The sequence below is a fragment of the Nocardioides sp. HDW12B genome, assembly GCF_011299595.1.
Lineage (GTDB): Bacteria > Actinomycetota > Actinomycetes > Propionibacteriales > Nocardioidaceae > Marmoricola_A.
Genome location: NZ_CP049867.1, coordinates 2,699,377 through 2,723,962, shown reverse-complemented (window position 1 = coordinate 2,723,962; position 24,586 = coordinate 2,699,377). Strand labels below are relative to the sequence as shown.

22 protein-coding genes are annotated in these 24,586 nt (G+C 73.5%); 15 read left to right on the top strand and 7 right to left on the bottom strand.

The window, feature by feature from the left end; all coding sequences use genetic code 11:
• The first annotated feature begins 63 nt into the window (after nt 1-63).
• Both G7072_RS12750 and G7072_RS12745 read left to right on the top strand, forming a co-directional pair.
• Nucleotides 64-987 (top strand): FAD-dependent oxidoreductase, encoded by a 924-nt coding sequence (locus G7072_RS12750; protein ID WP_166086929.1) that lies wholly within the window; start codon nt 64-66, stop codon nt 985-987.
• A gap of 37 nt (nt 988-1,024) precedes the next feature.
• Entirely contained in the window at nt 1,025-1,621 is a 597-nt protein-coding gene (locus G7072_RS12745; protein WP_166086927.1) for a hypothetical protein, read from the top strand.
• Nucleotides 1,622-1,673: 52 nt separating this feature from the next.
• Here the strand turns inward: G7072_RS12745 and nucS are convergent, their stop codons facing one another.
• Complete coding sequence (nucS, locus tag G7072_RS12740) at nt 1,674-2,360, bottom strand: endonuclease NucS (RefSeq protein WP_206063104.1); 687 nt, start codon at nt 2,358-2,360, stop codon at nt 1,674-1,676.
• A 100-nt stretch (nt 2,361-2,460) separates the two neighbouring features.
• Between nucS and G7072_RS12735 the strand changes: the two genes are divergently transcribed.
• The 3 genes from G7072_RS12735 to G7072_RS12725 all read left to right on the top strand — a co-directional run bounded on the left by G7072_RS12735 (nt 2,461) and on the right by G7072_RS12725 (nt 6,748).
• Nucleotides 2,461-4,278 carry a 3-hydroxybutyryl-CoA dehydrogenase gene (locus G7072_RS12735; protein ID WP_166086923.1) on the top strand — a complete coding sequence of 606 codons (1,818 nt, stop codon included), beginning with the start codon at nt 2,461-2,463 and terminating at the stop codon, nt 4,276-4,278.
• A gap of 87 nt (nt 4,279-4,365) precedes the next feature.
• A complete protein-coding gene (locus G7072_RS12730; protein WP_166086921.1) occupies nt 4,366-5,859 on the top strand; it encodes an MFS transporter in 1,494 nt (497 codons plus the stop codon).
• 55 nt (nt 5,860-5,914) lie between these two features.
• Nucleotides 5,915-6,748 (top strand): endo alpha-1,4 polygalactosaminidase, encoded by an 834-nt coding sequence (locus G7072_RS12725; RefSeq protein ID WP_166086919.1) that lies wholly within the window; start codon nt 5,915-5,917, stop codon nt 6,746-6,748.
• A gap of 30 nt (nt 6,749-6,778) precedes the next feature.
• Here the strand turns inward: G7072_RS12725 and G7072_RS12720 are convergent, their stop codons facing one another.
• From G7072_RS12720 to mce, 4 genes are all read right to left on the bottom strand, one after another.
• On the bottom strand, nt 6,779-7,861 hold the full coding sequence (locus tag G7072_RS12720) for an AI-2E family transporter (RefSeq protein ID WP_166086917.1): 1,083 nt from the start codon (nt 7,859-7,861) through the stop codon (nt 6,779-6,781).
• Nucleotides 7,858-9,090, bottom strand: a complete 1,233-nt coding sequence (locus tag G7072_RS12715; RefSeq protein WP_166086915.1) for a hypothetical protein — start codon at nt 9,088-9,090, stop codon at nt 7,858-7,860. The genes G7072_RS12720 and G7072_RS12715 overlap by 4 nt, the downstream gene beginning before the upstream one ends.
• Nucleotides 9,091-9,332: 242 nt before the next feature.
• Complete coding sequence (ccrA, locus tag G7072_RS12710) at nt 9,333-10,670, bottom strand: crotonyl-CoA carboxylase/reductase (protein WP_166086912.1); 1,338 nt, start codon at nt 10,668-10,670, stop codon at nt 9,333-9,335.
• Between the two features lie 116 nt (nt 10,671-10,786).
• Nucleotides 10,787-11,239: a methylmalonyl-CoA epimerase gene (gene mce / locus G7072_RS12705; protein WP_166086909.1), complete on the bottom strand. Its 453-nt coding sequence runs from the start codon at nt 11,237-11,239 to the stop codon at nt 10,787-10,789.
• A 160-nt stretch (nt 11,240-11,399) separates the two neighbouring features.
• On the opposite strand from mce, the gene G7072_RS12700 reads away from it, so the two are divergent.
• The 10 genes from G7072_RS12700 (at nt 11,400) to G7072_RS12655 (ending at nt 21,417) form a co-directional block, all read left to right on the top strand.
• Nucleotides 11,400-12,584: an acetyl-CoA C-acetyltransferase gene (locus G7072_RS12700; protein ID WP_166086907.1), complete on the top strand. Its 1,185-nt coding sequence runs from the start codon at nt 11,400-11,402 to the stop codon at nt 12,582-12,584.
• A 20-nt stretch (nt 12,585-12,604) separates the two neighbouring features.
• Nucleotides 12,605-13,552: a methylmalonyl Co-A mutase-associated GTPase MeaB gene (meaB, locus tag G7072_RS12695; RefSeq protein WP_166086905.1), complete on the top strand. Its 948-nt coding sequence runs from the start codon at nt 12,605-12,607 to the stop codon at nt 13,550-13,552.
• Between the two features lie 239 nt (nt 13,553-13,791).
• The gene (locus G7072_RS12690; protein ID WP_166086903.1) at nt 13,792-15,321 is read left to right on the top strand and encodes a hypothetical protein; all 1,530 of its coding nucleotides are present in this window, start codon (nt 13,792-13,794) and stop codon (nt 15,319-15,321) included.
• A gap of 74 nt (nt 15,322-15,395) precedes the next feature.
• A complete protein-coding gene (locus tag G7072_RS12685) occupies nt 15,396-16,592 on the top strand; it encodes a uroporphyrinogen-III synthase (RefSeq protein ID WP_166086901.1) in 1,197 nt (398 codons plus the stop codon).
• Between the two features lie 63 nt (nt 16,593-16,655).
• On the top strand, nt 16,656-16,823 hold the full coding sequence (locus G7072_RS12680; RefSeq protein WP_166086899.1) for a hypothetical protein: 168 nt from the start codon (nt 16,656-16,658) through the stop codon (nt 16,821-16,823).
• 31 nt (nt 16,824-16,854) lie between these two features.
• Nucleotides 16,855-17,967, top strand: coding sequence for a PH domain-containing protein (locus G7072_RS12675; protein ID WP_166086897.1), 1,113 nt, complete (start codon nt 16,855-16,857; stop codon nt 17,965-17,967).
• A gap of 21 nt (nt 17,968-17,988) precedes the next feature.
• Nucleotides 17,989-18,936 carry a tetratricopeptide repeat protein gene (locus G7072_RS12670; RefSeq protein ID WP_166086895.1) on the top strand — a complete coding sequence of 316 codons (948 nt, stop codon included), beginning with the start codon at nt 17,989-17,991 and terminating at the stop codon, nt 18,934-18,936.
• 4 nt (nt 18,937-18,940) lie between these two features.
• A complete protein-coding gene (locus tag G7072_RS12665) occupies nt 18,941-19,177 on the top strand; it encodes a hypothetical protein (protein ID WP_166086893.1) in 237 nt (78 codons plus the stop codon).
• Nucleotides 19,178-19,291: 114 nt separating this feature from the next.
• A complete protein-coding gene (locus G7072_RS12660; RefSeq protein ID WP_166086891.1) occupies nt 19,292-19,912 on the top strand; it encodes a hypothetical protein in 621 nt (206 codons plus the stop codon).
• The gene (locus tag G7072_RS12655; protein ID WP_166086889.1) at nt 19,909-21,417 is read left to right on the top strand and encodes a response regulator; all 1,509 of its coding nucleotides are present in this window, start codon (nt 19,909-19,911) and stop codon (nt 21,415-21,417) included. The genes G7072_RS12660 and G7072_RS12655 overlap by 4 nt, the downstream gene beginning before the upstream one ends.
• On the opposite strand, the gene G7072_RS12650 is transcribed toward G7072_RS12655, so the two are convergent.
• Both G7072_RS12650 and glgB read right to left on the bottom strand, forming a co-directional pair.
• Nucleotides 21,390-22,277, bottom strand: coding sequence for an NUDIX hydrolase (locus G7072_RS12650; RefSeq protein ID WP_240916930.1), 888 nt, complete (start codon nt 22,275-22,277; stop codon nt 21,390-21,392). The genes G7072_RS12655 and G7072_RS12650 overlap by 28 nt on opposite strands.
• 76 nt (nt 22,278-22,353) lie before the next feature.
• Nucleotides 22,354-24,549, bottom strand: coding sequence for a 1,4-alpha-glucan branching protein GlgB (gene glgB, locus G7072_RS12645; protein WP_206063103.1), 2,196 nt, complete (start codon nt 24,547-24,549; stop codon nt 22,354-22,356).
• Between the last annotated feature and the right edge of the window lie 37 nt (nt 24,550-24,586).

Sequence of the window (24,586 nt, the reverse complement as noted above, 5' to 3'; positions counted from 1 at the left end):
TTTCACCGAGAAAGGTCACGGTTCGCGGTCCGCGCACGGCCCCGGCGGTGAAGACTGAGGCGCATGAGTCGCGTGACCGTCGTCGGGGCCGGTGTGGTCGGGCTCTCGTGCGCCGTCCGCCTGCTCGAGGCCGGGCACGAGGTGGCGGTGCTGGCGCGGGACCTGCCGCTGGAGACGACCTCCGCGGTGGCCGCCGCGCTCTGGTACCCCTACCGCGCCTACCCCCTCGAGCGCGTGCTCGGCTGGGCCGCCACGACCTGCACCGACCTCACCGCGCTGGCCGACGACGAGGCGACCGGCGTCACGATGCGGCGCGGCACCCAGGTGCTCCGCTCACCGGAGGCGCGGCCGTGGTGGGCCTCGGCGCTGCCGGCGGTCGAGGCCGCCACCGACCTGCCCTCGGGGTACGCCGCCGGGTGGTCGGCGGAGGTGCCGGTCGCCGAGATGCCGGTCTACCTCGGCTGGTTGAACGACCGGGTCGAGGACCTCGGCGGCACCGTGACCCGCATGGCGCTGGCAGCGCTGCCCGACCAGGCCGAGGTGGTCGTCAACGCCAGCGGGCTCGGTGCCCGGCTGCTCGGGTCCGACGACTCGGTCGTGCCGGTGCGGGGCCAGGTCGTGGTCGTGGAGCAGGTCGGGCTCGAGGAGTGGTGGCTCGACAGTGCGGGACCGACGTACGTCGTGCCGCGCCGGCACGACATCGTCGTCGGCGGCACCGACACCGAGGGGGCCTGGGACCGCCGGCCGGACGAGGCCGTCGCCCGCGAGGTCCTCGCCCGGGCCACGGCGCTGGTGCCGCAGCTGAAGCGCGCGCGGGTGCTGCGCCACCGCGTGGGGCTGCGACCGGCGCGCTCAGGCGTGCGCCTCGAGGAGCGCACCGGGGTGCGCGGGAACCGCGTCATCCACTGCTACGGACACGGCGGGGCCGGCGTCACGCTCTCGTGGGGCTGCGCCGCCGAGGTGACGTCTCTCGTCGGACGCGGCTGAGACCTGCGGCTGAGACCCGGTCGGTAGGTTCGCCCCCATGGACGTCCGTCGCCTCGTGCTGCTCGCCCTGCCCGGCCTGTCCCTGGGGGTCGTGGGCGCCACCCACCCCGGGTCGCTGAGCTACCCGACCTCCCACCACTGGTGGCAGATGCACCTCGCGGGCATGTTCGTCTTCCCGCTGGTGGGCCTCGCGCTGTCGGTGCTGGTGTGGGGGCGCCGGGACCCGCTGGCGCTGGTCCTGCACGCCGGTGCCTTCGTCTACGCGGTCTGCTACACGGCCCTCGACATCATCAGCGGGCTGACCGCCGGCTGGGTGACCTACCGGCTCGGGCCCGGTCAGCTGCGCCCGGACGAGGTCGACTACATCTTCCAGATCGGCGGCCGGGTCGGAGACGTGGGGGAGTGGGGCCTGCTGGTGGCTGTCGGCGCGGCCTCGATCGAGGTCGCCCGACGCACCGGCTGGGTCGCCCTGCCCGGGACCGCGATGGTGCTGCTCGGCGCCTGGTGGGTCGCGGAGGAGCACATCTTCCCGCCGTACGGCGCCGCCGGTGCCGCCCTCATCGGCCTCGGCACCGCCGGACTGGCGTGGGCCCAGGGCCAGGAGGCCCGCCACTACTCACTCGCCGACGCCTGACCCGCCGGCCCTGCGGCTCCGGAGCGACCGGAGAGCGGCCGCCGGTCGTCGGTCAGAAGAGCCGGTGGCTGGGGTCGTCGATGCCGCGGAGCGCGTCGTAGTCGACGACGACGCAGGCGATGCCGCGGTCCTCGGCCAGCACGCGCGCCTGTGGCTTGATGGCCTGCGCGGCGAAGACGCCCCGGACCGCGCCGTTGACGGTCAGCAGCGGGTCGCGGTTGAGCAGCTCGAGGTAGCGGGTCAGCTGCTCGACACCGTCGATGTCGCCGCGGCGCTTGATCTCGACCGCGACCGACAGCCCCTCGCCGTCGCGGCACATCAGGTCGACCGGGCCGATCGCCGTGGGGAACTCACGGCGTACGAGCGTGAGGCCGTCGGAGAGCGTCGCGGGGTGCTCGGCCAGCAGCGCCTGGAGGTGCTTCTCGACGCCGTCCTTCTGTAGCCCGGGGTCGATGCCGAGGTCGTGGCGGGTGTCGCTGAGGACCTCCTCGATGAGGATCCGCAGCGTGTCGTCGGCCTTGGGGGACGTGACCCTCCACTCGACCTGGCCGTCGTCGGTGGTGCCCTCGCGCAGGGTGGCCGGCGGTGACATCCAGTTCAGCGGCTTGTAGGAGCCGCCGTCGCTGTGGACGAGCACCGACCCGTCGTTCTTGACCATGATCAGGCGCGTCGCCATCGGCAGGTGGGCCGACAGCCGACCCGCGTAGTCCACCTGGCACCGAGCGACGACGAGTCTCACAAGGCGGCAATCTACCCGGCCGTCCGGGCCACAAGTTACCGGCCAGTGAAGTACCTCACGGGTCGGCTCGGGAGGCCCCGGGGAGTGGCAGGATGCGCCCATGTCTGCAGAAGCCGTCGCCCCGGTCAGCACCGCCCCGTCCCGCGAGTTCACCACCATCGGCGTGGTGGGCCTCGGCACCATGGGCGCCGGAATCGCGGAGGTCTTCGCCCGCCACGGCTACGAGGTCGTCGGCGTCGAGGTCGACGACGAGACCCTGGAGCGCGGCCGCCAGCACGTCACCAACTCGACCGCCCGCGCCGTGAGCCGCGGCAAGCTGACCGAGGCCGAGCAGAGCGAGCTGGTCGACCGCATCACCTTCAGCACCGACCTGCAGGCGCTCGCCGGATGCCAGTTCGTCGTCGAGGCCGTCGTCGAGCAGCTGGCCGTCAAGCGCAGCGTGATCTCCACCCTCGACGGCATCCTCGGCGCCGATGCCATCATCGCCACCAACACCTCGTCGCTGTCGGTCACCGAGATCTCGACGGCCACCGCGCGCCCCGGTCGCGTGGTCGGAGTCCACTTCTTCAACCCCGCCCCGGTCCAGAAGCTCGTCGAGGTCGTCCGCACCGTCGTGACCCAGCCCGACGTGCTCGCCGACGTGTCCGCACTCGTGGAGTCGCTCGAGAAGACCCCGGTCGTCTGCGGCGACAAGGCGGGCTTCATCGCCAACGCGTTGCTGTTCGGCTACCTCAACCACGCCGTGTCCATGTACGAGGGCCGCTACGCCTCCCGCGAGGACATCGACGCGGCGATGCGCTTCGGCTGCGGCTACCCCATGGGTCCGCTGGCCCTGCTCGACCTGATCGGCCTCGACACGGCGTACGAGATCCTCGACACGATGTACAAGCAGGGCCGCGACCGTCTCCACGCGCCCGCCCCGATCCTCAAGCAGATGGTCACCGCCGGCCTGCTGGGCCGCAAGACCGGTCGCGGCTTCTACACCTACGACGGCGTGGACTCCTCCGCCGTCGTCCCCGACGAGCGCACCCCGTCGGCCGACGAGGCACCGCAGCTGCGCCACGACGTCTCCACCGTGGGCGTCGTCGGCACCGGCACCATGGCCAGCGGCATCGTGGAGGTCTTCGCCAAGGCGGGGTACGACGTGGTCTACGTCGGCCGCTCGCAGGCCAAGGTCGACGGGGTCCGCGCCACCATCGAGCGCTCCCTGGACAAGGCGATCCAGCGCGGCAAGCTCGACGAGTCGGCCAAGGCCGCCGTGCTCGGCCGGCTGACCGGGGCCACGTCGCTCGACGACCTGGCCCAGGTCGACGTCGTGGTCGAGGCCATCGCCGAGGACCTCCAGGTCAAGACCGTGCTCTTCGAGAACCTCGACGAGATCTGCAAGCCGGGCGCGATCCTCGCCACCACCACCTCGAGCCTGCCGATCATCAGCCTCGCCAAGGTCACCTCGCGCCCGCAGGACGTGGTGGGCATGCACTTCTTCAACCCGGCCCCGATCATGAAGCTGGTCGAGGTCGTCTCCACCGTGGCCACCAGCGACGACGTCGCCGAGACGACCCGGGCGCTGTGCGCCAAGGTCGGCAAGCACGCCGTCTCCTGCGGCGACCGCGCCGGGTTCATCGTCAACGCCCTGCTGTTCCCCTACCTCAACGACGCCATCAAGATGCTCGAGGCCCACTACGCCACGGCCGACGACATCGACACCGCCATGAAGTACGGCTGCGCGCTGCCGATGGGCCCGTTCGCGCTGCTCGACGTGGTCGGCAACGACGTCTCGCTCGCCATCCAGCGCGAGCTCTACCTGGAGTTCCGCGAGCCCGGCTTCGCTCCGGCGCCGCTGCTCGAGCACCTCGTCGCCGCCGGCTACCTGGGGCGGAAGACGAAAAAGGGCTTCCGGGATTACTCCGCGGTGTGACGGGGGACACTCTCACCTGAAGTCTTCGGGGACTTCGCCCGCCCTGCACTCGGCTCCGCGCGCGACTCCGGAGCGGAGGGCGGTCACATGAGTGTGGAGACAGGTCGGATCACCACCGACATCCCGGCCCGCATGGACCGGCTGCCGTGGGCGCGGTGGCACTGGCTCGTCGTCATCGGGCTCGGCACGGTGTGGATCCTCGACGGGCTCGAGGTCACCATCGTCGGCTCGATGTCGGAGGCGTTGAAGCCGGAGGGCACGGGCCTGGGCCTGAGCAGCTCCGACATCGGCCTGGCCGGCGCGATCTACGTCGCCGGGGCCTGCCTCGGGGCGCTGTTCTTCGGCCAGCTGACCGACCGCCTGGGCCGCAAGAAGCTGTTCCTGTGGAGCCTCGGCATCTACACCGTCGCCACCGTGCTGACCGCGTTCTCCATGACGCCGCTGTGGTACTTCGCCGCCCGCTTCCTCACCGGCGCCGGCATCGGTGGCGAGTACGCCGCCATCAACTCCGCGATCGACGAGCTCATCCCCGCGAAGTACCGCGGCCGTGTCGACGTCGCGATCAACGGCTCCTTCTGGATCGGCGCCGCGGGCGGGTCGCTGCTGACCATCCCGCTGCTCGACCCGACCCTGGTCGACCCCGCCTGGGGCTGGCGCCTGGCCTTCGGGCTCGGCGCGATCCTGGCCGTCGGCATCCTCGTGGTGCGACGCAACGTCCCCGAGAGCCCGCGCTGGCTGTTCATCCACGGCCGCGAGGACGAGGCCGAGCGCATCGTGAAGGACATCGAGCACAAGGTCGGCACGGAGTCGGGCCACCACCTGCCGGACGTCTCGGAGACCATCACCATCCGGCAGCGTCGGACCATCTCGCTCGTGGAGATCGCCCGCACCGTGTTCACGCTCTACCCGCGCCGCACCATCCTGTGCTTCTCGCTCTTCGTGGGCCAGGCGTTCCTCTACAACGCCTTCTTCTTCACCTACGGCGACACCCTGACCACCTTCCTCGGTGTCGGCCAGACCGGGTGGTACCTCGCGATCTTCGCCGCCAGCAACTTCGCCGGCGCGCTGCTGCTCAGCCAGCTCTTCGACACCGTCGGCCGGGTGACGATGATCTCGGGCACCTACCTGGTCTCGGGCGTCCTGCTCGCGATCGCCGGGCTCGTGCTGGGCGACCTGAGCGCGACCACCCTGACGCTGTTCGGTGCGGTGATCTTCTTCTTCGCCTCGGCCGGCGCCAGCGCGGCGTACCTCACCGCGAGCGAGGTCTTCCCAATGGAGACGCGCGCCCTGTGCATCGCATTCTTCTACGCCATCGGCACGGCCGCCGGCGGCATCGCCGGGCCGCTGCTCTTCGGCCGGCTCATCGAGGCGGCCTCGGCCGACAAGGACATCACCCAGATCGCCATCGGCTACTTCATCGGCGCGGCGCTGATGATCGCCGGCGGCATCGTCGCCGCCTTCCTCGGGGTCAAGGCCGAGGGCCAGTCGCTGGAGTCGATCGCCCAGCCGCTGACCGCGGAGGACGACGCGGCCGGCGGCTCCGGTGGGGGGGCCCACGAGAAGACCCCACAGCCGGTCTGACGCGACAACCGAAAGCCCCGACACGGAGCGGGGGGAGGGGGACGATGGGCGGGTGATGACCCGTCGCCCCGTCCTGCCTCCCCTCGTCCGCGTCCTGCTGGCCGCGTGCCTGCTGCTGCCGCTCGCGGTCGGCGCCTCGGGGCCGGCAGGCGCCGCCGGGGCCGACCCGGAGGCGGCCGCCCGAGGCGCGGTGCGCACGCTGCCCCCGGCGGACCTGGACTGGGACTACCAGCTCGGCGGCCCCGCCGAGCCGCCCGCACGGGTGGGGACCGTGGTCCGGGACCGGCGCGAGGCGCCCGCTGCTGGCACCTACGCGATCTGCTACGTCAACGGTTTCCAGACCCAGCCCGACGAGAGGCGCTTCTGGCGCGCCCGGTGGGACCTCGTGCTGAAGAAGGCGGGCTCGCCCGTGGTCGACAGCGCCTGGGGGGAGTGGCTGCTCGACATCCGCACGGCGGCGAAGCGGGAGCGGCTGGCCCGCATCGTGGCCGGCTGGACCGCCGGGTGCGCCGCCGACGGCTACGACGCCGTCGAGCTCGACAACCTCGACTCCTTCACGCGCAGCCGCGGGCTGCTGAGCGCCGCGGACGCGCGAGCGTTCGCGCGGCTGCTGGTGAGCGACGCCCACGCGGCCGGGCTGGCGGTCGCGCAGAAGAACTGGGTCGAGCTCGGCGCACGCGGGCCGCAGCTGGGCTTCGACTTCGCCATCGCGGAGGAGTGCGGGCGATGGCGCGAGTGCCAGGGGTACGTCGACACCTACGGGCCCCGGGTGCTGATGGTGGAGTACCGCGACGCCGACTTCGCGTGGACCTGCGGACGCTTCGGCGACCACCCCGTCGTACGCCGCGACCTGGCGCTCAGCGCCGGCGGGGTCCGGGCCTGGTGCTGACCGGGTCGTGACCGGACGGGGCGGCCCGGGTCAGCGGGCCTGTTGTCGCGGCGTCCAGACCTCACGCACCAGCAGCAGCACCGCGGCGGCCGTGGGGATGGCCAGCAGCGCTCCGACCACGCCGAGCAGACCGGCGCCCACGAGCGCGGCGATCACGGTCACCGAGCCGGGCACGTTGACCGAGCGCTGCATGACGCGGGGGTAGAGCACGTAGTTCTCCACCTGCTGGTAGACGAGGAAGAAGATCACGCAGGCGATGCCGATCTTGAGGTCGGTGGCGAAGCCGATCGCCGAGACCACCACCGCACCCAGGGTCGCCCCGATCATCGGGATGAAGTCCAGCAAAGCCACCACGGCGGCCAGCGCGACGGCGTACTCGGCGAGCCCGACGACCATCAGGAACACCAGCGAGCAGGTGCCGGCGCACACGGCGACCACGAAGGCACCCGCGACGTAGCCGCCCACGCTGGTGAAGATCTGCTCACCGAGATCGGAGACCCGCGCGCGGCGGCTGCGGGGGGCGAGGTCGTAGAGCGCCTGCTTGGTGGTGTGCAGGGAGGCCAGGAAGTAGAGCATCAGCACGGTCACGAAGAACGTGTTGGCCAGGAACCCGAAGAACGCCAGGCTCAGGCCGACCACGCCGCCGAAGAGGCCGGAGGCCCAGTCGCCGCTGGTGACGAAGTCCTCGACCTTCTGCACCACGCCGAAGCGCTCGTCGAGGTCCTGCACCCGTTCGCTGCGCTGCAGCTGCGCGAACCAGCCCGGAGCCTGGTCGATGATCCGCCCCACCTGCTCGGAGATCACCGGCACCAGCGCGACGAAGAACATCACCAGCGCGAACAGCACCCCGGAGATCACGATGACCACGGCCCAGGGCCGCCTGACGCGGTGGCGGACCAGCCAGCTCACGACCGGGTCGAGACCGACGGCGAGGAACATCGCCACGACCACGAGCAGGATGACGCCGCTGACCGAGAGCAGCAGGCTCCCCAGCCAGTACGCCGTCAGCGCCCCGACCCCGAAGAGAAAGCCGAGCGCCACCGGACCGTGGTGGTGCCACAGGTGCGATGGCGCGTCGGACGTCTCCGCCGGGGGGCGGACCTTGCTGGTCACTCCGTGCCGGCGTCCTTGCCGCGCGGCTCGGGGCCGTCGGCGAAGCCGGCCACCACGTCGCGCAGGGCGCCGAGCTGGGCCACGATCGCGTCACGCCGCTTGGTGTAGCGGTCGACCTCCGAGCGCAGGGCCTCGAGCTCGCGCTCGGCCTCGGCCTGACCGGTCGCGACGAAGGTCGCGGCCTGGGTCTGCGCCGACGACACGACCTGCTGGGCCTCGCGGCGGGCGCGGGTGAGGAGGCGCTCGGCCTCGTCGGCGGCGGCCTGGCGCTGGTTGGTGGCCTGCGCGATGGCCTCGCGGGCGCGCTGCTCGGCGGCGTCGGCCCGGGCCTCCGCCTCCTGGACCAGCGCGGTGGTCTCGGCCACGGCGGTGCTGTGGTGCTCGGCGGCCTCGCGGGTCAGGCGCTCCTTCTCGACCGCGAGCCCACGCTGCATCTCCTGCACCTCGCGGTGGGCGGTGGCCAGGGCCTGCTCCGCCTCGCGACGGGCGCCGGTGCGCAGCGCGTTGACCTCCTGCTCGGCGGCCAGGCGACGCTGCGAGGCGTCGCGCTCGGCGGACGCCACCATGTCGGCCGCGTCGGCCTGGGCGGACGAGCGCAGGTGCTCGACCTCGCTCATGGCCGAGGTGCGGGCCTCGTCGAGCTCCTTGAGCTGGACCATCCGCATGTCCTCGGCGTCGCGCGAGGCGTGGGACTTCAGCGACGCGGCGTCGGCGCTGGCGGTGCGCAGCAGCTCGTCGGCGCGGTGCTTGGCGGCCGCGATGACCTCGTCGGCCTGCTCCTCGGCCAGACGCAGCAGCTCGCTGGCCCGACCGCCCAGCCCGGCGTAGGTCGGGTTCTCGTTCTCGCTGGCCCGGTCGCGCAGCGAGCCGAGCTGCTGCTCCACCTCGGCGAGGCGGCGGCGGGTCCCGTCGAGGTCACGGGCCAGGGCGGAGTTCTCGCTGCTCAGCTGGCCGACCTTGCGGTCCACCGCGGCGGTGTCGTAGCCGCGGCGACCGATCGGGAAGCCGCTCGACGTGCGGGGCGAGGCCGCACGCGGCTCGGGGCTCGCGGCGGGGGCGGCGGCCGCCGGACGGGCGGGGGCCGGAGCTGGAGCCGGGGCGGCGTTCGCCGACGGCGCCTGCCCGGGCACCGCGGCGGAGGGCTTGGCCGGCGCGACGGCGGGAAGGGTGGAGGTCTCGGTGCTGTCGTCGGTCTCGTCGAAGATGGAGAGTCCGGAGCGCTCGGTCATGGGAGTGTCCCTCGATTCGTGCTTGCGTTTCCTGGGCGGGCGGGCGGGAGCCATTCCCTAGTGTCACCGATGCGGCGCCAAAAGCCCGTCCGCGGTTGCGTGTCTCGTCGGCGTGTCCGCCGAAAACGACGAACGTCCCGGTCCCCGGACGGCTGAGAGCCGTCGGGGGACCGGGACGTGTGACCGGTGGGGTCGGTGGGACGGGCGTCCCGAGCCTTCCCGGGGTGCTCGTCCAGTGGCCGCTACTGGCCGCGGAAGGCGTTGATCTGCGTGAGGTGGGTGGCGCGCAGCTCCTCGTCGAGCACGCCGAGGCCCTCCTCGGGGGCCAGGCACAGCACGCCGACCTTGCCCTGGTGGAGGTTGTGGTGCACGTCGAGCGCCGCCTGGCCGACGTCCTCGAGGCCGTAGGTCCGCGACAGGGTCGGGTGGATCTTGCCCTTGGCGACGAGGCGGTTGGCCTCCCACGACTCGCGGTAGTTGGCGAAGTGCGAGGAGATGATCCGCTTGAGGTTCATCCACAGGTAGCGGTTGTCGTACTCGTGCATGTAGCCGGTGGTGGAGGCGCAGGTGGTGATGGTGCCGCCCTTGCGGGTGACGTAGACGCTGGCGCCGAAGGTGTCGCGACCGGGGTGCTCGAAGACGATGTCGATGTCCTCGCCGCCGGTGAGCTCGCGGATCTTGGCGCCGAAGCGCTTCCACTCCTTCGGGTCCTGGGTGTGCTCGTCCTTCCAGAACTTGTAGCCCTCCTCGGAGCGGTTGATGATCAGCTCCGCACCCATCCTCCGGGCGATGGCGGCCTTCTCCTCGTTGGAGACCACGCAGACAGGGGTGGCGCCGCCGTTGAGGGCGTACTGCGTCGCGAAGCCGCCGAGCCCGCCCGAGGCGCCCCAGATGAGGACGTTGTCGCCCTGCTTCATGTCGCCGCCGTTCTTGGAGACCAGCTGGCGGTAGGCCGTGCAGTTCACCAGCCCGGGCGACGCCGCCTCCTCCCAGGTGAGGTGCTCCGGCTTCGGCATGAGCTGGTTGGCCTTGACCAGGGCGACGTCGGCGAGGCCGCCGAAGTTCGTCTCGAAGCCCCAGATCCGCTGCTGCGGGTCGAGCATCGTGTCGTTGTGGCCGTCGGGGTCCTCCATCTCGACCGAGAGGCAGTGCGCCACCACGCGGGCGCCGGGCTTCCAGCGGGTCACGCCGGGGCCGGTCGCGAGCACGACGCCGGAGAGGTCGGAGCCCACCACGTGGTAGGGCAGGTCGTGGCGCTTGGTGAGCTCGGAGAGCCGGCCGTAGCGCTCGAGGAAGCCGAAGGTGGAGACCGGCTCGAAGATCGAGGTCCACACGGTGTTGTAGTTGATGGCGCTCGCCATGACGGCGACCAGCGCCTCGCCGGGGCCGAGCTCGGGCAGCGCCACCTCGTCGACGTGGATCGACTTGCGGGGGTCCTTCTCCTTGCTGGGCAGGCCCTCGAACATGTCCACCTCGTCCTTGCGGACCGTTGCCGCGCGGTAGGACTCGGGGAGCGGCAGCGCGGCGAAGTCCTCGGACGAGGTGTCTCCGGCCTGGATCGCGTCGAGGATCTGCTTCACGGGGGCTCCTGGAGGTTCGGTGGGGCGAGTGGCGGCGAATCTACCGGCGAGTAACCACCGTGTCAGCCCCGTGTGACGTATCTGGCTCGTGGTCCGGACCGGGTGCCGGACCGGTGTCAGTGACCGGAGGCGGCGGGCTCGACGAGCTCGACGAGCACCCCGCCGGCGTCCTTGGGGTGGACGAAGTTGATCCGGCTGTCGGACGTGCCGCGGCGCGGGGCGTCGTACAGCAGGCGGACGCCGCGCTCGCGGAGCACCGCCGAGACCGCCTCCACGTCGGTGACCCGGTAGGCCAGCTGCTGCAGGCCCGGGCCGGAGCGGTCGAGGAACTTCGCGATCGTCGAGGTCTCGTCGAGCGGGGCGAGCAGCTGGATGCAGGAGCCGGAGTCGCCGACCCCGACCATCGCCTCGCGCACGCCCTGCTCCTCGTTGGTCTCCTCGTGCAGGACCTGCATGCCGAAGACGTCGCGGTAGAGCGCGATCGCCTCGTCGAGGTCCGGCACGGCGACGCCGACGTGGTCGATGGCGGTGAACAGGTGTCCGGGGATCTCCACACTCATGCGGCACATCGTCGTACGTCGTGACCGGGGCAGCGAGCGACTGTGACGTGTCCGACAGGACCACCGGGAGGCGACCCCTCCCGCTCACGGCTACTGCTCGGTATCGTCCGACCCACCCCCCCCGTCCCCGGCGTGGGCACACCCGATCCGCAGCACCAGGAGGCGCTCCATGTCCGGTTCCGTCATCGTCGCGGGGGCTCGCACCCCCATCGGACGCCTCCTCGGCGGGCTCAAGAGCCTGTCGGCCGCCGACCTCGGCGGCGTGGCCATCGAGGCCGCGCTGAGCAAGGCCGGCGTCAACGGCGAGGACGTCGAGTACGTGATCATGGGCCAGGTCATCCAGGCCGGCACCGGCCAGATCACCGCCCGCCAGGCCGCGGTCAAGGGCGGCATCCCGATGAACGTCCCGGCCATCACCATCAACAAGGTGTGCCTCTCCGGCATCAACGCGATCGCGATGGCCGACCAGCTCATCCGCGCCGGCGAGCACGAGATCGTCGTGGCCGGCGGCATGGAGTCGATGACCAACGCCCCGCACCTGCTGCCCAAGTCCCGCGAGGGCTTCAAGTACGGCGACACCGCGCTGGTCGACTCGATGGCCTACGACGCCCTCTACGACCAGTTCACGACCCAGGCCATGGGCATGCTCACCGAGCAGTGCAACGCCGCCGGTGCCGAGCTGACCCGCGAGGAGCAGGACGCCTTCTCCGCCCGCAGCCACCAGCGCGCGGCCGAGGCCTGGAAGAACGGCGTCTTCGACGACGAGGTCGTGCCGGTCACGATCAAGGGTCGCGGCGGCGACACCCAGGTCACCTCCGACGAGGGCGTGCGCGGCGACACGACCACCGAGTCGCTCGGCAAGCTGCGCCCCGCCTTCTCCAAGGAGGGCACCATCACGGCGGGGTCGGCCTCGCAGATCTCCGACGGCGCCTGCGCCGTCGTCGTGATGAGCAAGGCCAAGGCGGAGGAGCTCGGCCTGGAGTGGCTCTGCGAGATCGGTGCGTCCGGCCAGGTCGCCGGCCCGGACTCGACGCTGCAGCTGCAGCCCTCGCGCGCGATCCAGAAGGCCGCCGAGAAGGAGGGCATCGCCGTCTCCGACATCGACCTCTTCGAGCTCAACGAGGCCTTCGCGGCGGTCGGCATCGAGTCGGCCCGCGAGCTCGGCGTCGACGACGACAAGGTCAACGTCAACGGCGGCGCCATCGCCGTGGGTCACCCCGTGGGCATGTCCGGCGCCCGCATCGTGCTGCACCTCGCGCTGGAGCTGAAGCGCCGCGGCGGCGGCGTCGGTGCGGCCGCGCTGTGCGGCGGCGGCGGCCAGGGCGACGCCCTCATCATCCGCGTCCCCGCCTGATCCCGGCCGGGACCGCCCGCGTGCCCGAGCCGGACGTCGAGCGCCTCGTCGAGGACGCCCGCGCCGGCCGGGCCCGCGCGGTCGGACGTCTGCTCAGCCTGGTCGAGGAGGACTCGCCGGCGCTGCGCCGCGCCATCGCGCTGATCGCGCCGCGGACCGGTGCCGCGCACGTGGTCGGCGTCACCGGGGCTCCCGGAGTCGGCAAGTCGACCTCCACCTCGGCCCTGGTCGGCGAGCTGCGGCGCCGCGGCCGGCGCGTGGCCGTGCTGGCCGTCGACCCCTCCTCGCCGTTCTCCGGCGGCGCGCTGCTCGGTGACCGGGTCCGGATGGGCGAGCACGCCACGGACCCGGACGTCTTCATCCGCTCGATGGCCTCGCGCGGCCACCTCGGCGGACTCTCGTGGGCCACGCCCCAGGCGGTGCGGGTGCTCGACGTCGCCGGGTTCGACGTGGTGCTGGTCGAGACCGTCGGGGTCGGGCAGAGCGAGGTGGAGGTGGCCGGCGCCGCCGACACCACGGTCGTGCTGCTCGCCCCGGGGATGGGGGACGGCATCCAGGCCGCCAAGGCCGGCATCCTCGAGGTCGGCGACGTCTACGTCGTCAACAAGTCCGACCGCGACGGTGCGGCCCAGGTCCGGCGCGACGTGCGCTCGATGCTCGGGCTGGCCCAGCGCCCGCCAGGGGCGTGGAAGCCGCCGGTGCTGGGCACTGTCGCCACCCGCGGCGAGGGCATGGCCGAGGTCGTCGACGCCCTGGAGCAGCACCTTGAGTGGTCGCGGCGCAGCGGTGCGCTGGAGCTGCGGCGTCGTCGCCGGGCCCGCGAGGAGGTCGAGGCCATCGCGCTCGCCGCGCTGCGGCGCCGCTGGGCGGGGAGCACCGACCGCGACCGGCTCGAGGACCTCGCCGGGCGCGTCGTCGCGCACGAGCTCGACCCGTACGCCGCGGCGGACCGGCTGCTCGGCGACTGAGTCGACGAATAGCCCCGCGAGGCACCGGTGGCTACGTCATCCCCCGTCGGAACGGAGTCACCGGCGCCCCGGGGGCACCCCGGCATGTGCCGCGCCCAGCGTAGGCAGGAGGGGGATCGTCGGCTCCTTTCATTCACGCCGACGGCGATCTGAAATAACCTGGGCGCCGGAACCGCGGGCGGCGGCACGGAGGACCAGGGCGCACCGGAGGCGCAGCAGTCCACGAGGGGAGGGTCGACATGCCGCGACGGGGGGCTCCGCTCGCCGTGCTCGACGACGACAGCCCGCTGGACGGGCCGCGGATCCGGGTCGACGCACGGCTGGGGTGGGTGCTGAGGACGGCGCGGCTGACCGCGCCGGACGCGCCACGGCTGTCCCGGCTGGCCGACATGGTCACCGCCCTGGCCGACCACGGCGTGGTCACCAGCGCCGCGACGCTGCACCGGCTCGAGACCGGGCAGCTCCGCGACGGCAGCCTGGTGGACGGCTACGAGCAGGTGCTCGACCGGCCGCCGGGGGCGCTGCGCGCGCCGCTCGACGCCTTCTGCCGCACCTTCCCCTACGGCCCCCAGGACCGGGCGCCCGGTGGTCGGGCGGTGAGCGTGGCGGCCCTGGACGCGCTCGTCCACCCGCTCATCAGCGGTGACCCGACCGGCAGCGACTGGTGGCTGTGGGCCCGGGCGCTGGCCCAGCCCAACGCGCTGGGCATGCCCACGCTGCTCGCCACCCCGCTGGTCGCCCGGCTCGCCAGCGAGATGGGTCGCTCCCACGGCGTCGGCTACGTCACCCGCTACGAGGCGCTGTCCCTGCTGCGCCGCAGCGCGTACGGCGCGGTGGTGCTCGACGTGGCCCGCGCGGCCGTCGCCGAGCCGCACCCCCAGGTGCTGCTCGACCTGATGAGCGCCGTGGGGGAGAGCGCCGGGGACGGGGCGGAGACCTGGCTGCAGGAGCTGCTGGCCGACCCCCGCGACCTCGTGGTCGCGGGCGGGGTGGTCGGGCTGGAGAACCTCGCGGCGATCAGTGACGACCCCGGCGTGTGGCGGCGCAGCGCCGAGCCCGCCGTCGCGGCGTACAACGCCCAGGAGCCGCAGGGAGCGGCGTGGCGGTGGCTGGCCCACCTCGTGCGGCTGCTGCCGCCGGCGGAGCGCGCTGGCGTCGAGCCACGGCTGGCGCACCCGCTGCCCCCGACGCCGGAGGTCCGGGCGTGGAGCCGCAACCGGCTCAACGCGCACTGGTCGACCTGCGAGATCCTCGCCGGCCGGCTGACCGACCGCCTGGGGCTGCCCGAGCAGCCGGTGCTGACGCGGCTGCTGCTCGAGCTCGCCACCGGGGAGGAGGAGTCGCGCGCCATCACCGGCGGCATGCTGCTGGGTGCGCTCCCGCCGCTGGCGGAGGGGGTGTGCGCGATCCTCGCGTCGCTGGCCGAGCACCACGACGACCCCGTGGTGCGGCAGCGCTCGGGCCGGCGGATCGCCGCCATGCTGTCGGGCCGGGTGCCGGCCGCGGCAGTGGCCTGGTGGCGCCACCCCGGGGACCTCCAGGCGACGGGGCTGCGCGTCGCCGGCACCGCCGGGGTCGCGCTGGAGCGCGGCCCGCTGCACCGGGCGCTGACCGGTGACGACGAGGAGGTGCGGCGCGCGGCGCTCTACGCCGCCGGGATGACGCAGGACCCGCTGCTGCACGACCTCGTCGTGGACGGCGCGGCGACGGCGCACCTGCGCGACGCCGCCCGCTGGTGGCTCGACGAGGGTGGCCGGGTCCGGGCCTGAACCGGTGCGGCGACGTAGCACGCCCGTAACCTCCGCGACCGACGGCGGTGACAGGACCGGCCCACAGTGGTGCCATGCCGACCGGCAACGCCCCGGTGCTCGCAGGAGCCCGGATCCTGGTGACCGCCCGGCGCCGCGGTGACGACCTGGGCGCCGCCCTGGAGGACCGGGGCGCCACGGTCGTGCACGCCCCGACCCTGGCCTCGGTCGACGAGAGCGCGCGACGGCTGCGCGCGCGGACCCGCGACGCGATCGGCCGGCCGCCCGACGTCGTGGTGGTCGTCACCGCCACCGCGGTCGACCGCTGGAGCGCCGCCGTCGGACCCGCCGGTCTGGGACCCGGCGTGCTCGACCTGCTCACCGGCGCCCGCGTGATGGCCCGGGGGCCCAAGGCGCGCGCCGCCCTGGAGCGGCTCGGGGTCCGCCCGGACTGGCTGGGCGAGGCCGAGACGACCGCCGGGATCGCCGACCTGCTGCTGGCGGACGGCGTCGATGCCGCGCGGGTGCTCGTGCTGCACGGCGGTCGCCGTGACGCCGACCTCGAGGAGGCGCTGCGCGCCGGTGGGGCCGAGGTGGAGGCACTCCAGCCCTACCGCTGGGTCCCGCTCGACGACCGCCCGCCGGTGCGGTCCGCGGCCCGTGACACCGCGGCAGGACGCTTCGACGCCGTGCTGTTCACCAGCGCGCCGGGGGCACAGGCGTGGCTGCGCGCCGTACGCCGGGAGGGCCGCCTCGACGAGGTCCGGGCCCGGGTGGAGGAGCGCCAGCTCCTGCTGGCCGCCGTGGGCGCGGTGACCGCCGAGCCGCTGTCCTTCGCCGGGCTGCTCGCGCGCACCCCGGCCACGTCGCGGCTCGCCGACCTCGTGCGCCTGGTCCTCGAGGAGCTGGGGGACGACCGGCACGCGCTCCTCACCGGTCACGGCCTGCTGCGGCTGCGGGCCGGCACCGTGACGCTGGACCACCGACCGGTGCCGCTGTCCCCGGGCGGGCTGGCGCTGCTGCGCCGGCTCGCCTCGACCCCGGGCCACGTCGTGAGCCGCGAGGAGCTGCTGCGCGTCCTGCCGGGCGCCTCGCGCGACCCGCACGCGGCCGAGGTCGCGGTGGCGCGCCTGCGCGAGGCCCTGCGCGGCGCCCTCCGCAGCGACCAGGACGGCGGCCAGGACGGCGGCCAGGACGGCGGCCAGGACGGCGGCCGGAACGGCGTGGCCGACGACGACGGCGGGCTGGTCCGCACGGTCGTCCGGCGGGGCTACGTGCTCGCGGCCCGGTGACGTTCGCGGGCCGCCGCCGCGCGCCTCCGCCCCTCCGGAGCCTGATTTTGGTACCCATGGACCATGAAGCCGCTGGTCATCGTGCTCCTCGTGCTGTTCGTCGGTTTCTGGATGGTGCAGGCACCCGACCAGCTCGCCGACTTCGCCGGCGACGGGGCGAACTGGGTGTGGAGCATGACCGAGACGGTCTTCAGCGGGCTCATCGACTTCCTCGGCGCCCTCTTCACGTGAGCCCCGTGCGGCCCACCCGCGGGAGCTGACCGTGGCGTCACCCGGCGCCGAGGGCGCCCCTCCGCGCCGGCTGCGGCGGACCCGCGCCCTGGGAAGCGGTGCCTGGCAGACCGGTCGGTGGGTGCGTGACCGCTTCCGGCCCTCGACCGACCCGCCGTGGCTCGAGCAGCTGCTCGACGGCGACGACGACGGCCGGGAGACCCGGGAGTCCACCCTCGAGATCCACCACCACTGGTTCGCCCACGCCCGCGCCGCGCTCTACCGCGCGGTGGCGGTGCTGTCCGTGGTGGCGGGCGCGCTCGGGGTGCCGCGGACCGTCGAGGGCACGATCCTGCTGGCGGCGGTGCTGCTGTCGGTCGCCTTCACGCTCGCCGCGCGCGGGCGGCGGCTGCCGGTCGACCCCGACGTCTTCAGCCAGGGCATGCGCGTGGGCTGCCTGGTCGCCGCGATCGGCCTCTACGCCTACGCCACCGCCGGGCTCCTCAGCGTGGAGGACCCGTCCGGGCTCCTGCTGCTCCTCGCCCCGGTGGCGGCGGTGCGTGGGGAGTGGCTGTGGCAGGCGACCAGCTCCGACGTGCTGTTCGTGACCACCAAGCGCGTGTTCAAGGTCAACTCGTTCCTGTCCAAGACGATGGGGGCCATGCCGTTGCGCGGGCTCGTCGACCTCACCGTCCACCAGCCGGTCCTGGGGCGGGTCCTGGGCTACGGCCACCTCACGTTCGAGTCGGCGGCCCAGCGCCAGGGCCTGGACAAGTTCCACTTCGTCGGGGACCCGCTCGGCGTCAGCAAGCAGATCCAGGCCCGGGCGTACGGCGGCGGGCCGGCCGGCGGGTCCGGCGGACGCGGAGGCGGCGGGCCGGACGACCGGTCGCGTCGTGCCGGGGGACCGCACCACGGCGACGACGGGGGCGACGGCGTCTCGGACGTCTCGGTGCCGTGGAGCCGCGCACCGCTGCACGACGAGCCCGTCGTCGAGCACGCCACCGGGCCGGTCCTCGACCCGCGCACGACCCACCGCGAGGAGGGCACGTCCGCGCGGCGGGGCGAGCGGATCAGGACGCTGTCGGAGATCGTGCCCCGCGAGCACCGGCCACCCCGGGACCCGCGCCGGCCGCGCCCGTGGCCCTGGTCGCGCGACGCCTGACCCGGCTGGGACAATGGGGCCATGACCATGCCGTTCTCCCGTCCCGGTGCGATCGACCTCTCTGCCCTCAAGGCCCCGGCCCGCCCTGCCGGCGGTCCCGGCGCCGCGGGCCCGGGTGCCGCCCGTGGCCCCGGCGGGGCCGGACCGAGCTGGACGCTGGAGGTCGACGACCAGAGCTTCCAGGGCCTGCTGGAGTCGTCGATGGACGCCCCCGTGGTGCTGGTCGTCTACTCGCCCAGCCGCATGCCGGCCAGCGTCCAGCTCGCCGACGACATCGCGGCCATCGCCGACGGCCTCGAGGGCAGGGTCGCGGTCGGGCGCGTCGACATCGACGCCCAGCCCAGCATCGGCCAGGCCCTGCAGGTGCCGTCCGTGCCGCTGGTCGCCCTGGTGCTCCAGGGCCGGCTGCAGCCGCTCTTCCAGGAGGTGCCGGCCCTCGAGGAGCTCCGCGCCTTCTTCGGCCAGCTCCTGCAGCAGATGACCTCCCAGGGCATCACCGGTCGCCACCAGCCCTTCGCGGCCGGTCCGGTCGCCGAGGAGGAGGTCGAGGACGCGGTCGACCCGCGCTACGCCCCCGCCGAGGACGCGCTCATGGCCGGCGACCTCGACGCCGCGATCGCGGAGTACCAGAAGCTCCTCGACGACAGCCCCGCCGACACCGAGGCCGCCGTCGGCCTCTCGCGCGCCCGCCTGATGAAGCGCACCGCCGACGCCGACCCCGCCGCGGCGCGACAGGCCGCGGCCGACCGGCCCGACGACGTCGAGGCGCAGACCCTCGTCGCCGACATCGACCTGCTCGGCGGTCACGTCAAGGACGCCTTCGCGCGCCTGCTCGACCTGGTGCGTCGTACGGACGGCGACGAGCGCACCGCCGCGCGCGTCCACCTGCTCGAGCTCTTCGCCGTGGTGGGCAACGACGACCCGCGGGTGCTCGCCGGCCGCCGCGACCTGGCCTCGGCCCTGTTCTGAGCCCGTGCCGCCCGTGGCTGTGCTGCCTCCCGTGACGCTGGTGCTGGGCGCCCACACGGTGCACGGCGTGATGCTGCTGGCGGCGCTGCTGGGCCTGGCCGCGCTGCTCCTGGCGACGCGGCCCCGCCGGTCCGCTCCGCGTCGACGCACGCGCGAGGTCCGCGAGCAGCAGCTGGCGCGGCTGCGCGCCGCGGGGGCCGGGTCGAGCACCTCGCAGGCGCCCGGGCACCCCGACGAGTGACCGCCCGGTTCGGTCGCGTGCCCTTGGTCCTGGCTTCTGCCGCATTCGTGGATCAGCGCGCGGAGCTGCTGGATATCGTGCGGGTGTCGACGGTGGCTGGCGAAGGATGACTCGATGGACTGGTGGGTGGTCGGCCTGGTGGCGAACGCCGTCGTGGCCGTCGCCTACTTCGCGATCTGCGCCGCGATCGTCGTTCCCCTCGTGCGCAGCCAGCAGCTCCGCTCGAACCCCCTGGGCGGCGCGACCGCCGCCATCTTCTTCACCTGCGCGGTCCACCACGGCACGCACTCGGTGCACATGCTCATGCCGGTGTTCGGCGTGGACGAGGTCCAGGGCATCGCCATGCGGACGGCCTGGGGCTGGCAGCTCGCGCTGTGGGACGTCGTCGGCGCCCTGGTCGGGGTCTACTACTGGACGCTGCGTCGCAACTACGGCTCGCTGATGGAGGGAGCCCAGCTCTTCGAGGACATGCGCAAGCGGGAGGAGCAGGCCCTCGAGCTCAACGACAACGTGCTGCAGGGGCTCGTGGTGGCCAAGATGTCGCTCGACCTCGGCGACCAGCGCCGCGCCTCCGAGGCCCTGGAGACCGCGATCAGCTCGGCCAGCCACATGATCACCGACCTGCTCGGCCCGGACCGGCGGGGCTCGTCCGAGCGCCTGCTCCGCGGCACCCCCGCGGTGACCGCTCCGCCGCCGGAGAAGACCCCCGACGACCGGGACGGGGACACCCCGTGACCGTGCGCGCGGTCATCGTCGACGACACCCCCGACCTGCGCCTGCTGCTGCGGCTGACCCTCGAGCGCGACGGCGACATCACGATCGTCGGGGAGGCCGAGGACGGCCGCCAGGGCATCGAGGTCACCGGGCGGCTGCAGCCCGACCTCGTCATGCTCGACCTCGCGATGCCCGTGATGGACGGCCTGGAGGCCCTGCCGCGCATCAAGGCCGGCTGCCCCGAGGCGCGCGTGGTCGTGCTGTCGGGGTTCGAGGCCGGTGCGATGCAGGACCGGGCCCTGCGGGCCGGGGCCGACGCCTACGTCCAGAAGGGGGCCTCGCCGAAGGAGATCCTGGCGCTGGTGCGGTCCCTGGTGGGCCGCGAGCCGGAGCCGACCGCGACCGTCCCGTCGGCCCGCAGCCCCCGGGCGCCGGACCGGGAGCCGCCGGCCGTCACGGCTCCGGTGGCCTCCCGGGCAGCCGAGCTGACCGCGACCGGGCTGCTCGTGCTCGGCGCCGACGACGACGTCCGCTACGCCAACCCGGCCGCCCGGGCCCTGCTGGGCTGGGACGCCGCGACGCCGCTCCCCGGCTCGCTGAGCGACCTCTCCCCGCCGCTCTCGGCCCTGGTGAGCCGGGCCCGCAGCGGTGACCTCGCCGCCGGCGTCGAGGACCGGGTGCTCGGTGGCCCGGTGCCGATCGACGTGACGGTGCGGGGCGACGGGGTCGAGGTCGTCGTCGGCCTCGCCCCCTCGCGCAGCGACGAGGAGGTCGCGCGGCTGCGTCGGGCCATCCGGACCACGGCCCACGAGATCCGCAACCCGGTCACGTTGCTGAGCGGCATCGCAGGCGTGGTGGCCGACGCCGGCAGCAGCCTCAGCGACCACCAGCAGACCCACCTCCTGGCGGCGGTGGGTCGGCAGGCCGCCGTGCTCGAGCGCGTCACCGACGACCTCCTCGCCGCTGCCCAGGCGGGACGCGGGACGCTGCGGGTCGACGTACGACGGCTGGAGCTGGCGCCGCTGCTGCGTGAGATCGTCGCCGACGTCGCGGGGGCGCAGCCGGTGCAGGTGTCGGTCCCCGCGCACGTCGTCGTGCTGGCCGACCGCACCCGGGTGAACCAGATGGTGGCGAACCTGCTCACCAACGCCTTCAAGTACGCCGACGGTCCCTACCTCGTGCAGGTCACCGAGGTGCCGTCGGTCCGGCGGCCGTTCGTCCGGGTCGCGGTCCTCGACGCCGGCCCCGGGGTGGAGGAGGACTTCCGCCCGCGCCTGTTCGACGAGTTCGCCCGCGCGGAGTCGACGCGCGAGCAGGGCACCGGTCTCGGCCTGTACGTCGTGCGCGCGCTCGCCGAGGCGCAGGGCGGCCGGGCCGACTACGACCCCCGGCCCGGGGGCGGGTCGGAGTTCTCGGTGCACCTGCCGGCCGCGGAGCGGTCCGGCGGGTCGGTGCCCGGGGGCGAGGCGCCCGCGAACCGGGCGGTGCCGCACCCGGCTCAGACGGGCCGGCCGCTCTCGCTGTAGCTCGGGGCGGGACCGTCGACCGCCGCCAGGGCGGAGTCGATGCGCCGCGCGGTGAAGTCGGCGCAGAGCTGGTGCACCTCGGCCACGGTGCAGAAGCGGGCGGAGCGGATCTCGCGGGCCTGCGGCACGATGCGGTCCGCGAGACCGGCGTCGTGGCGACCGCCGTCGAAGACCAAGCAGACCGCGTCGTCCCAGCCGCTCCACGGCGGCAGCCAGTCGGTCAGCAGCAGGGAGCCGGCGTCGATGTCGAGGGCCAGCTCCTCCTCGACCTCCCGGGACACCGCGACGCGCGGCGACTCGTTGACCTCGACGACGCCGCCCGGCAGGTCCCAGTCCTGCTTGTAGGTCAGGTTGCACAGCAGCACCCGACCCTGCTCGTCGCGCACCAGCATCTGCGCGATGGCGCGCTTGCGGGGGAGGAACGAGTTCAAGATGGCCCGGAAGCCGCGCGACTTCGAGACCGGGGCGTCGGTGTGGAGGCGGGCGAAGACGACCCGGTCGCCCGTCTCGCCGGCCCGGTCGACCGCGCCCCGCATGACGCCCTCGCGCTGCAGCCCGGCCCAGGTCGCGATCCGCGTGGCGGTGACGTCCTCGGGGTCGACGAGGGCCTCGACGCGCCGCTGCTTCAGCTGCTCCAGCGCGAGGTCGACCTCCTCGCGCACGGCGGCGGAGGCGGCGTCGAACCCCTGGGCCTGGAGCGCGTCGGACCAGCTGACGCGGGTCACGCCGTTGCCGATCGCCACGAGCCGGACGCCGCGTGCGCTGCGGTGGCTGCCCCCGAGGTCGCTGCCACGGTCGAGGTCGTCCAGGTCGCGCGCCCCGTCGTCGGTCCCGTCGTACGCGTCGCTGTCCCGGCTCACCCTGCGACCCTAACCGGCGGTCGGTGGGCCTCGGCGGGGGCGGTCGGCCCCGTCCCGCGGCCGCCCGGCGACCGGCTCAGGCGTCGTACCGCAGCCAGACCGCGCCCAGCGGGGGCACCGAGATCGTCGCCGAGGCAGGGAGGCCGTGCGACCCCTCGGACTCGGCCCGGACCTCGCCGAGGTTGCCGACGCCGGAGCCGGCGTAGACCTCGGCGTCGGTGTTCAGCACCTCGCGCCACGTCCCGGCCTGCGGCAGGCCGATGCGGTAGCCGTGGTGGGGGACGCCGGCGAAGTTGACCACGCAGGCGAGCTGGGAGCCGGCGCCGTCGGTGCGCAGGAAGGCGAAGACGTTGCTGGCGGCGTCGTCGGCCTCGATCCAGCGGAAACCGGACTCGTCGTGGTCCTCCGCCCACAGCGCGGGGGTGTCGCGGTAGACGTGGTTGAGGTCGCGGACCAGCCCCAGCATCCCGGCGTGGCCGGGCTGCTCGAGCAGCCACCAGTCGAGCTCGCGCTGCTCGGCCCACTCGGCGTCCTGGCCGAACTCGCAGCCCATGAACAGCAGCTGCTTGCCCGGGTGGGCCCACATGAAGGCGTAGTAGGCACGCAGGTTGGCGAGCTTCTGCCAGCGGTCGCCCGGCATCTTGCGCAGCAGGGAGCCCTTGCCGTGCACGACCTCGTCGTGGCTCAGCGGCAGCACGAACTGCTCGGTGTAGGCGTAGACCATCGAGAAGGTCATCTCGCCGTGGTGGTAGGTGCGGTGGATCGGCTCCCGGCTGAGGTAGTCGAGGGTGTCGTGCATCCAGCCCATGTTCCACTTGAAGTCGAAGCCGAGGCCGCCCTCGCTGGTCGGCTCCGTGACGCCCGGCCAGGACGTCGACTCCTCGGCGATGGTGACCGCGCCGGGCACCCGCTTGTGGCAGGTGGCGTTCATCTCCTGCAGGAACTGCACCGCCTCGAGGTTCTCCCGACCGCCGTGGATGTTGGGCGACCACTCGCCGTGCTCGCGGGCGTAGTCGAGGTAGAGCATCGAGGCGACGCCGTCGACGCGCAGACCGTCGGCGTGGAACTCCTCGAGCCAGTAGACGGCGTTGGCGTAGAGGAAGTTGCGGACCTCGTTGCGCCCGAAGTTGAAGATGTGGGAGCCCCACTCCTTGTGCCACCCGCGCTGCGGGTTGGGGTCCTCGTAGAGCGGGGTGCCGTCGAAGCGCGCGAGCGCCCACTCGTCGGTGGCGAAGTGGCCCGGCACCCAGTCGAGGATGACCCCGATGCCGGCCTGGTGCAGCCGGTCGACCAGGCGGCGGAAGCCGTCGGGGTCGCCGAAGCGGGCGTCGGGCGCGAAGTACGACGTGACGTGGTAGCCCCACGAGCCGCCGAACGGGTGCTGCATGACCGGCATCAGCTCGACGTGGGTGAAGCCGTTGTCGCGCAGGTAGGGGACCAGGTCGTCGGCGAGCTCGTCGTAGCTCCAGAAGGACGTGTCGGGGTGGCGCTTCCACGAGCCCAGGTGCATCTCGTAGACCGACATCGGCTCCCGGGCCGGGTTCTTGTGGTCGCGCGCCTGCATCCAGGCGTCGTCGCCCCAGGTGTACGACGACTCGTGGACCTGCGACGACGTCAGGGGCGGCGCCTCGGTGGAGAACGCCATCGGGTCGGCCCGCTCGGTCCAGACGTCGTCGGCCCCGAGGACCTCGTACTTGTACTTGGTGCCCGAGCCGACCTCGGGCACGAACAGCTCCCAGACCCCCGAGGAGGCCATCGCACGCATCGGGTGCTCGCGGCCGTCCCAGGAGTTGAAGTCGCCCTTCACCCGGATGCCCTTCGCGTGCGGCGCCCACACGGCGAACGAGACACCGCTGATCCGGCCGAAGGGGCCGTCGTAGTGCTGCACGTGCGAGCCGAGGACCTTCCACAGCTCCTCGTGGCGGCCCTCGTTGATCAGGTGCAGGTCCATCTCGCCCAGGGTGGGCAGGTAGCGGTAGGCGTCGTCGACGACGTGGGGGTGCCCGTCGGCGTAGGTCACCTCGAGGCGGTAGTCGGGGGTGTGCTTCGTCGCGACGGCCCCGGACCACACCCCGTGGGCCTCGTGGGCGAGCGGGTGGCGCTCGTCGCCGTACACCACCGTGACGGTCTCGGCGAGCGGCTTCAACGTGCGGATGGTGACGGCGCCGTCGTGCGGGTGCACGCCGAGGAGCGCGTGCGGGTCGCCGTACCGGCCCTCGACGAGCAGGGCGAGGTCGCCGTGGCTCACGGGCGCGGGCTGGGGGTTCGGCACGGAGGCTGCTCCTGGGGATCGGGGACGCTTCAGGGTG

Excerpts from the sequence above, each read along its gene's own strand:
- G7072_RS12700 (WP_166086907.1), top strand. The coding sequence starts at position 11,400 with ATGTCCGGTTCCGTCATCGTCGCGGGGGCTCGCACCCCCATCGGACGC.
- G7072_RS12750 (WP_166086929.1), top strand. The coding sequence starts at position 64 with ATGAGTCGCGTGACCGTCGTCGGGGCCGGTGTGGTCGGGCTCTCGTGC.
- G7072_RS12660 (WP_166086891.1), top strand. The coding sequence starts at position 19,292 with ATGGACTGGTGGGTGGTCGGCCTGGTGGCGAACGCCGTCGTGGCCGTC.
- G7072_RS12680 (WP_166086899.1), top strand. The coding sequence starts at position 16,656 with ATGAAGCCGCTGGTCATCGTGCTCCTCGTGCTGTTCGTCGGTTTCTGG.
- mce (WP_166086909.1), bottom strand. The coding sequence starts at position 11,239 with ATGTGCCGCATGAGTGTGGAGATCCCCGGACACCTGTTCACCGCCATC.
- G7072_RS12730 (WP_166086921.1), top strand. The coding sequence starts at position 4,366 with ATGAGTGTGGAGACAGGTCGGATCACCACCGACATCCCGGCCCGCATG.
- G7072_RS12735 (WP_166086923.1), top strand. The coding sequence starts at position 2,461 with ATGTCTGCAGAAGCCGTCGCCCCGGTCAGCACCGCCCCGTCCCGCGAG.
- G7072_RS12715 (WP_166086915.1), bottom strand. The coding sequence starts at position 9,090 with ATGACCGAGCGCTCCGGACTCTCCATCTTCGACGAGACCGACGACAGC.
- G7072_RS12725 (WP_166086919.1), top strand. The coding sequence starts at position 5,915 with ATGACCCGTCGCCCCGTCCTGCCTCCCCTCGTCCGCGTCCTGCTGGCC.
- G7072_RS12690 (WP_166086903.1), top strand. The coding sequence starts at position 13,792 with ATGCCGCGACGGGGGGCTCCGCTCGCCGTGCTCGACGACGACAGCCCG.
- G7072_RS12670 (WP_166086895.1), top strand. The coding sequence starts at position 17,989 with ATGACCATGCCGTTCTCCCGTCCCGGTGCGATCGACCTCTCTGCCCTC.
- G7072_RS12685 (WP_166086901.1), top strand. The coding sequence starts at position 15,396 with ATGCCGACCGGCAACGCCCCGGTGCTCGCAGGAGCCCGGATCCTGGTG.
- G7072_RS12745 (WP_166086927.1), top strand. The coding sequence starts at position 1,025 with ATGGACGTCCGTCGCCTCGTGCTGCTCGCCCTGCCCGGCCTGTCCCTG.